Raw genomic sequence first — 7,532 nt, forward strand, 5'->3', positions numbered from 1 at the left:
GTAGATAAAGAAAAAGCGCCCGAAGGCGCTTTACGTCCAATCCACTATACAGCAGTGATTAGCGGTTCGCCGCCGGCATAATATTAGCGGGAATGCTATCGGTGCCGACCTTCGTAAACGCAACTTGAGTTCCAGTCGCGTCCGGCGCCCAATCCGCTTCGTAAATGTAGCCGCCAACCTCGGGTTTCCCAGTGAACTTGACGTTCACTTTACCCGGAACTGCGGGCGGACCAGCGACGGCTGCAGTGCCCACAAGGGCAACAGCGGCGGTACCGTACTTCGGTGTCGGCAGCGACGTGATGTTGAGCTCTGCCGCAGTGTCGCACAACGAGCCATCACCAGCGTTGACCTGGAGACACTGGGAAATGGCCGTTTTGAGAGCCGCCAGGTCGGAAATATTGTTCTGCCACTTCGACTTGGTAACGTAGTCCTGGTACTGCGGGATAGCGATTGCAGCCAAAATACCAATGATCGCCACCACGATCATCAGTTCAATCAGCGTAAAGCCCTTCTGGACACGACGGCCCAGTTTCTTCAGTTGTACCCGTTGCATGATTTGACCCCTCGAAGAGATTTTGGTTAAGCGTTGCACGTCTTCGGTTTCGTGACGCGGGAACCATTGAGCAGTAAGCGTGCCAGCGGCATCCCCCATCCGTAGGGGGTGAAAAGCGACAAATTTCGTCACCCATCAGGGGGATGCATGCCGTATGCGCCAAAATTTGTCACTTGCGCTCGCTACCGCCGCGCGAAGCGACAAAATGTGCGATCACTCACATGAGTTAGTTGGCCAAGGCACCGACGGCCGCCTTGCGGCGCGCCAACGAAAAAGGGCGGCCAGCTGGCCGCCCTTCTCGCCTGGGCGAAATCTCGTCAGGCGGCCTGTGCCGACCGGCGGCTCAGCAGCTTGCCCATGATCACCACCATGATCGCGCCGGCGGCGCCGAATACCAGGTGGGCGTGCGGCACGTGGACTTCGAACCAGGCGGCGTCGACCGGGTCGCTGACCAGCATCTCACCGGCCAGGTAGCCCAACAGCGCGGCACCCAGCACGATGATGACCGGGAAGCGCTCCATGACCTTGAGCAGCAGCGTGCTGCCGAACACGATCAGCGGGATCGACAGGCCCAGGCCGATGATCAGCAGCATCAGCTGGCTGCCCTCGGGGCCCTTCTGCGCGGCGGCGGCCACGGCCACCACGTTGTCGAGCGACATCACCAGGTCCGCGATCAGGATGGTGCGGATGGCGGCCCAGATATTGTCCTTGCCGTCGTGGCCTTCCTCATCGTCATCGCCGGTCAGCAGTTGCACGCCGATGTAGACCAGCAGCACGGCACCGACGATCTTCAGGTACGGCAGGCTCAGCAGCTTGACCGCGGCCACGGTCAGCACCACGCGCATGATGATGGCGGCGGCACTGCCCCAGAAGATGGCTTTCTTCTGCTGGGCGGGCGGCAGGTTGCGCGAGGCGAGCGCGATCACCACCGCGTTGTCGCCGGACAGGACGATATTGGTCAGGATGATCGATCCCAACGCAATCCAGAATGTGGTGGAAGACAGCAGTTCCACGGGAGGGCTCCTCGAATTTTATAGGTTGCACACCCGTCATCTGACGGGATTTCGGATGTCTCGAAACACGGACATGACTGTTTACCGCACGAACCTTTCGATTAGATTTCAATCCTGTAATGTTTCGTGCCGGAAGCCACGCCGAATCCGTCCTCCAGAATGACAATGCCCCCGCGCGGGCGGGGGCATTGCCTGGTTCGCCATTCCAGCGCTCGCTGGAATGGCGAGGTACGACTTACAGCATTGCCTTCAGCAGGCGGCCCATCTCCGACGGGTTCTTGGTCACCTTGATACCGCAGGCTTCCATGATTTCCAGCTTGGCCTGGGCGGTATCGGCACCGCCCGAGATCAGCGCGCCGGCGTGGCCCATGCGCTTGCCCGGAGGCGCGGTCACGCCAGCGATGAAGCCAACCACCGGCTTCTTCATGTTTTCCTTGATCCAGTAAGCCGCGTTGGCTTCGTCCGGACCGCCGATCTCACCGATCATGACCACGGCGTCCGTTTCCGGATCGTCGTTGAACATCTTCATCACGTCGATGTGCTTCAGGCCGTTGATGGGGTCGCCACCAATGCCGACAGCCGACGACTGGCCCAGGCCCAGCGCGGTCAGCTGGCCCACGGCTTCGTACGTCAGCGTGCCCGAGCGCGACACTACGCCGATGCGGCCCTTGCGGTGGATGTGGCCCGGCATGATGCCGATCTTGATTTCGTCCGGCGTGATCAGGCCCGGGCAGTTCGGTCCCAGCAGCAGGGTCTTCTTGTTCTCGCGGCGCATGCGGTCCTTGACTTCCATCATGTCGCGCACGGGGATGCCTTCGGTAATGCAGACCACCAGGTCCAGGTCGGCGTCAACGGCTTCCCAGATCGCGGCAGCGGCGCCTGCGGGCGGCACGTAGATGACCGACACGGTGGCGCCGGTCTGGGCCTTGGCGTCCTTGACGCTGGCGTAGATGGGAATGCCTTCGAAGTCTTCGCCGGCCTTCTTGGGGTTCACGCCTGCTACGAAGGCGTTCTTGCCGTTGGCGTAGTCGCGGCAGCCACGGGTGTGGAACTGGCCGGTCTTGCCGGTAATGCCCTGGGTGATGACCTTGGTGTCTTTGTTGATCAGAATCGACATGCTGTAATCCTTTGCTTGGCTACGAGCGGCGCGCACAGGGGCTCAAGGGAGCGCCTGCGCACCGCCCGCGTTCGCGTATGGTTGCGTTCGTGCGACGGCTTACTTGCCAGCGGCAGCGGCCACCACCTTCTGGGCGGCTTCTTCCATCGTGTCGGCCGAGATGATGGGCAGGCCCGAGTCGGCCAGCATCTTCTTGCCGAGGTCTTCGTTGGTGCCCTTCATGCGCACGACCAGCGGCACCGTCAGGTGCACGGCCTTGGACGCGGAGATCACGCCTTCGGCGATCACGTCGCAACGCATGATGCCGCCGAAGATGTTGACCAGGATGGCCTGCACGTTCGGGTTGCTCAGCATCAGCTTGAAGGCTTCGGTCACCTTCTCGGTGGTGGCACCGCCGCCCACGTCGAGGAAGTTGGCCGGCTCGCCGCCGAACAGCTTGATGGTGTCCATGGTGGCCATGGCCAGGCCGGCGCCGTTCACCAGGCAGCCGATGTTGCCGTCCAGCGAGATGTAGGCCAGGTCGAACTTCGAGGCCTCGATTTCGTTGGCGTCTTCTTCATCCAGGTCGCGATAGGCCACGATTTCCGGGTGACGGAACAGCGCGTTCGAGTCGAAGTTGAACTTGGCGTCCAGCGCGATGACCTTGCCGTCGCCGGTCAGGATCAGCGGGTTGATTTCAGCCAGCGAAGCGTCGGTTTCATAGAACGCCTTGTACAGGCCTTGCAGGGCCTGGCGGGCTTGCGCCACGCTCGCGTCGGGCACGCCGATCTTGCGGGCGATGTCGTCGGCTTCAGCGTCGGTCAGGCCAACCGACGGCTCGATGATCAGGGTGTGGATCTTTTCCGGGCTGTGGGCGGCGACTTCTTCGATGTCCATGCCGCCTTCGCTCGAGGCCATCAGCGCGACCTTCTGCGAAACACGGTCCACCACCAGCGAAACGTACAGTTCCTTCTTGATGTCGGCGCCTTCTTCGATCAGCAGGCGGTTGACCTTCTTGCCTTCCGGGCCGGTCTGGTGCGTGACCAGCTGCATGCCCAGGATGTTCGAAGCGTAGGTCTTGACGTCGTCGATGCTCTTGGCAACCTTCACGCCGCCGCCCTTGCCGCGGCCACCCGCATGAATCTGAGCCTTGACGACCCACACCGGGCCGCCGAGCGTTTCTGCGGCCTTCAGGGCCTCGTCAACCGAGAACGCGGGGATGCCGCGCGGAACCGGCACATTGTATTTGCGCAGGATTTCCTTGCCTTGATACTCATGGATATTCATGCGTGTTTCCTTTCGGGTAGGCGTAAAAGGTAGAAGGGAAGAATCTGAAAGAAGACGAACTCTCTCGTCAGGCTGGCCAATCCTGAGAATCAGCCGGAGGTGCCGGTCGGCCGCTCGGCCGGGACAGCGTCGTTGCCATCATTGCCGCGGTCGCCATTGGCCGCGGGCGGCGCCTGAGGCGCAGTTGCGACGGCAGGTGCTGCCTCGGCCCGTACCTTGGGCGTCGGCTGGTGACCATACCAGCGCGGGTAAAACTGACGAACCACCTCGCCATCGAAACGCAGGGCGTGGCAGCCGTTCAACTGATAGGGCGGCTCCGGATTCGGGTCGTCCTCGCCGTTGTCGCGGATATTGATGACTTCACCGGCAAAGGCCTGGATCGCCGTGCTGGGCAGCACGCCAGCGGCCTCGGTCAGGTGTGAGCAACCGTGCATGCCGCCCAGGCGCTCGCGCACGGCCTTGCGAAAGCCCTTGCGCAGGTTCAGGCCGATCAGCTTGCGGTAAGCCGGGCCGATCGTGTCGCAATGAGATGGATACGGCACCCAGTCCGAGCAGGCCTCGGCATCCAGCACCGTCATTTCCTCATTGATCGTGACGCGCAACCACAGGTCGTGCAGGGGCTGGCCTACCGGGCGGACGCGGTCGCCGGCCAGTTCGATGTCGCGAGGCTTGGTGTCGGTCAGGCGCACCTCGATATCCCACAAGCCGTCCTCTCTCTGGTACGCCTCGGCCGTAATGGCGCGACGGTGACGCTGGGAGCGGTTGACGGGCTGGGACAGAGGCATGGCCAGGCTGGAAATACGGGGGCTGGGGAACGGCGGTGCCGGAGCACCGAAAACCGGGGGAGTTTAACATGCCGCGCCGCTTTGGCCGGGAACATCCTTGTGCAGCAACTGTCGCAGCGGGATTGTCGGCCGACCATGGCGCATCAGGCCTCGCCACCGTCGTCGCCGTAGTCTTCGTCCGCACCCTGGATGATCTTGCCGACGACCGAACGCGAGAACCCGCGCGCCACCATGAAGCGGATCTGCCTGGCCCGCGCTTCGGGCGTGTCCGGCGGGGTGCCGAAGCGCTTGCGCCAGACCTCACGGGCGCGCTCCACTTCCGTGGCGCGCAGCCGCTCCTGCAGATCGCCCAGTTGCTCGCTGCCGAGCTTGTGGGTCTTGGCTTCCTGCATCACGCGCGCGGTGCCGTAGCGGGCGCCGCGGCGGTGCACCAGGCTGTCGGCAAAGCGCTGGTTCGACAGCCAGTTCTCGCGCTCCAGCGCGTCCAGCAACTGCTCCAGCTGCTCGGCCGACTCGGCATGCGGCGCCAGCTTGCGCGCCAGTTCGGCGCGGCTGTGCTCGCGGCGAGACAGGTAGCCGACGGCGCGGGCCTTCAGCGAAAGCGGGGGACGGGTTGCCATGGTTGCCGGAATCTGTGGATGGAGGGGTCCGCGCCAAGCAAAAAGGCCGGGGCATCGGCGATGCCCCGGCCTTCCGGATGGCGCAATGGCCGCTGGCGCGGTCAGTCTTCGACCGCTACCGGCGTGGCAGCCGCCGTGGGGTTCATGGCCACCACGCCCAGCGCCGCGCGCACCTTGTTCTCGATCTCGTCGGCGATGTCAGGGTTCTCGCGCAGGTATTCGCGCGCGTTATCCTTGCCCTGGCCGATCTTGTCGCCGTTGTAGCTGTACCAGGCGCCGGACTTCTCGACGATCTTGGCGTCCACGCCCAGGTCGATGATCTCGCCCTGGCGCGAGATGCCCTGGCCGTAGAGGATGTCGAAGAAGGCTTCGCGGAACGGCGGCGAGACCTTGTTCTTGACCACCTTGACCTTGGTCTCGTTGCCGATCACGTCGTCGCCCTTCTTGATCGAGCCGATGCGGCGGATATCCAGGCGCACCGAGGCGTAGAACTTGAGCGCGTTGCCGCCGGTGGTGGTTTCCGGCGAGCCGAACATCACGCCGATCTTCATGCGGATCTGGTTGATGAAGATCACCAGGCAGTTGGTGCGCTTGATGGTGCCGGTCAGCTTGCGCAGCGCCTGGCTCATCAGGCGGGCCTGCAGGCCGGGCAGCGAATCGCCCATTTCGCCTTCGATTTCGGCCTTGGGCACCAGCGCCGCCACCGAGTCGATCACGATCAGGTCGATCGAGCCCGAGCGCACCAGCGCGTCGGTGATTTCCAGCGCCTGTTCGCCGGTGTCCGGCTGCGAGATCAGCAGGTCGCCGACGTTGACGCCCAGCTTGTTGGCGTAGCTGACGTCCAGCGCATGCTCGGCGTCGATAAAGGCGCAGGTGCCGCCCAGCTTCTGCATCTCGGCCACGACCTGCAGCGTCAGCGTGGTCTTGCCCGACGATTCCGGACCATAGATCTCGACCACGCGGCCGCGCGGCAGGCCACCGACGCCAAGCGCGATGTCCAGGCCGAGCGAACCGGTGGATACCACCTGAATGTCCTTCTCGACCTCGCCGTCGCCCAGGCGCATGATCGAGCCCTTGCCGAACTGCTTCTCGATCTGGGAGAGCGCGGCGGCAAGCGCCTTCTGCTTCTCGGCGCTCACGCCGGCACCTGCCTTCTTGTCGTCCATGGTCGTCCTTGAATCAATGGTGTATAAATAGGCCGCATGTGGCGCGGCACCGGCATTTTCCGGCTCCAGCGCCGGCCCGGCTGTCTGCGCGGCCGCTCTCCAGGGGGTCTCCCCGGGCAGCCCCAGCGGAACGTGCGGGTACTGTATAAAAAAACAGTATGCTTGGCAAGCCCCATCGCGCCCCATTCCGCCGGCGCCGGCTATGCCGGCCAGGGTGGAGACAACCATGCGCATTCTGATCGCCGAAGATGACGACGTGCTGGCGGACGGCCTGACGCGCTCGCTACGCCACTCGGGTTACGCCGTCGACCACGTCACCAACGGCCTGGAAGCCGATTCCGCGCTGTCGACCCAGACTTTCGACCTGCTGATCCTGGACCTGGGCCTGCCGCGCATGTCCGGGCTGGAAGTGCTCAAGCGCCTGCGCGCGCGCGGCGCCATGCTGCCGGTGCTGATCCTGACCGCCGCCGACAGCGTCGACGAGCGCGTCAAGGGCCTGGACCTGGGCGCCGACGACTATATGGCCAAGCCCTTTGCCCTGTCCGAGCTTGAAGCGCGCGTGCGCGCGCTGGTGCGGCGCGGCGCCGGCGGCGGCGCCACGCTGATGCGGCACGGGCCGCTGGCCTACGACCAGGTCGGACGCATCGCCTATCTCAACGAGCAGATGCTGGACCTGTCCGCGCGCGAGATCGGGTTGCTGGAGATCCTGCTGACACGCAGCGGCCGCCTGGTATCGAAAGAGCAACTGGTGGACCACCTGTGCGAATGGGGCGAGGAAGTCAGCAACAACGCCATCGAGGTCTACGTGCACCGGCTGCGCAAGAAGATCGAAGTCGGCGGCATCCGCATCGCCACCGTGCGCGGGCTTGGCTACTGCCTGGAGAAATTCCAGCCGGCGGTGGCCACGCATCACTGATCCGACCCCACCGCAGGCCACGCGACTGACCTGAGCGCAACCTCGCCGAGATGAGCCTGCTGCGACTGCCCTGGCGGCGCGTGCCCCGCCCCGCGC

8 protein-coding genes are annotated in these 7,532 nt (G+C 64.1%); 1 reads left to right on the forward strand and 7 read right to left on the reverse strand.

Features of this window, described 5'->3' with window-relative positions; translation table 11 throughout:
- Nucleotides 1-58: 58 nt before the first annotated feature.
- The 7 genes from AC3WRI_RS28465 to recA form a co-directional block, all read right to left on the reverse strand.
- Nucleotides 59-553: a pilin gene (locus tag AC3WRI_RS28465; RefSeq protein ID WP_010812216.1), complete on the reverse strand. Its 495-nt coding sequence runs from the start codon at nucleotides 551-553 to the stop codon at nucleotides 59-61.
- A 317-nt stretch (nucleotides 554-870) separates the two neighbouring features.
- The gene (locus AC3WRI_RS28470; RefSeq protein WP_010812217.1) at nucleotides 871-1,566 is read right to left on the reverse strand and encodes a TerC family protein; all 696 of its coding nucleotides are present in this window, start codon (nucleotides 1,564-1,566) and stop codon (nucleotides 871-873) included.
- A gap of 235 nt (nucleotides 1,567-1,801) precedes the next feature.
- Nucleotides 1,802-2,683, reverse strand: coding sequence for a succinate--CoA ligase subunit alpha (sucD, locus tag AC3WRI_RS28475; protein WP_010812218.1), 882 nt, complete (start codon nucleotides 2,681-2,683; stop codon nucleotides 1,802-1,804).
- Between the two features lie 99 nt (nucleotides 2,684-2,782).
- A complete protein-coding gene (sucC, locus tag AC3WRI_RS28480; RefSeq protein WP_058698369.1) occupies nucleotides 2,783-3,949 on the reverse strand; it encodes an ADP-forming succinate--CoA ligase subunit beta in 1,167 nt (388 codons plus the stop codon).
- A gap of 89 nt (nucleotides 3,950-4,038) precedes the next feature.
- Nucleotides 4,039-4,734, reverse strand: a complete 696-nt coding sequence (locus AC3WRI_RS28485; RefSeq protein ID WP_011614567.1) for a DUF2889 domain-containing protein — start codon at nucleotides 4,732-4,734, stop codon at nucleotides 4,039-4,041.
- A gap of 143 nt (nucleotides 4,735-4,877) precedes the next feature.
- Nucleotides 4,878-5,354, reverse strand: coding sequence for a recombination regulator RecX (gene recX, locus AC3WRI_RS28490; protein WP_011614566.1), 477 nt, complete (start codon nucleotides 5,352-5,354; stop codon nucleotides 4,878-4,880).
- A gap of 101 nt (nucleotides 5,355-5,455) precedes the next feature.
- Nucleotides 5,456-6,520, reverse strand: coding sequence for a recombinase RecA (gene recA, locus AC3WRI_RS28495; RefSeq protein ID WP_010812222.1), 1,065 nt, complete (start codon nucleotides 6,518-6,520; stop codon nucleotides 5,456-5,458).
- 226 nt (nucleotides 6,521-6,746) lie between these two features.
- Between recA and AC3WRI_RS28500 the strand changes: the two genes are divergently transcribed.
- A complete protein-coding gene (locus AC3WRI_RS28500; RefSeq protein WP_010812223.1) occupies nucleotides 6,747-7,436 on the forward strand; it encodes a response regulator in 690 nt (229 codons plus the stop codon).
- The last annotated feature ends 96 nt before the right edge of the window (nucleotides 7,437-7,532 follow it).

The sequence above is a fragment of the Cupriavidus sp. FW305-27 genome (genome assembly GCF_058787995.1).

What these genes read in the sequence shown, in the direction of transcription:
- AC3WRI_RS28465 (WP_010812216.1), bottom strand. Translation starts at nt 553, where the DNA reads ATGCAACGGGTACAACTGAAGAAACTGGGCCGTCGTGTCCAGAAGGGC.
- sucD (WP_010812218.1), bottom strand. Translation starts at nt 2,683, where the DNA reads ATGTCGATTCTGATCAACAAAGACACCAAGGTCATCACCCAGGGCATT.
- sucC (WP_058698369.1), bottom strand. Translation starts at nt 3,949, where the DNA reads ATGAATATCCATGAGTATCAAGGCAAGGAAATCCTGCGCAAATACAAT.
- AC3WRI_RS28485 (WP_011614567.1), bottom strand. Translation starts at nt 4,734, where the DNA reads ATGCCTCTGTCCCAGCCCGTCAACCGCTCCCAGCGTCACCGTCGCGCC.
- recX (WP_011614566.1), bottom strand. Translation starts at nt 5,354, where the DNA reads ATGGCAACCCGTCCCCCGCTTTCGCTGAAGGCCCGCGCCGTCGGCTAC.
- recA (WP_010812222.1), bottom strand. Translation starts at nt 6,520, where the DNA reads ATGGACGACAAGAAGGCAGGTGCCGGCGTGAGCGCCGAGAAGCAGAAG.
- AC3WRI_RS28500 (WP_010812223.1), top strand. Translation starts at nt 6,747, where the DNA reads ATGCGCATTCTGATCGCCGAAGATGACGACGTGCTGGCGGACGGCCTG.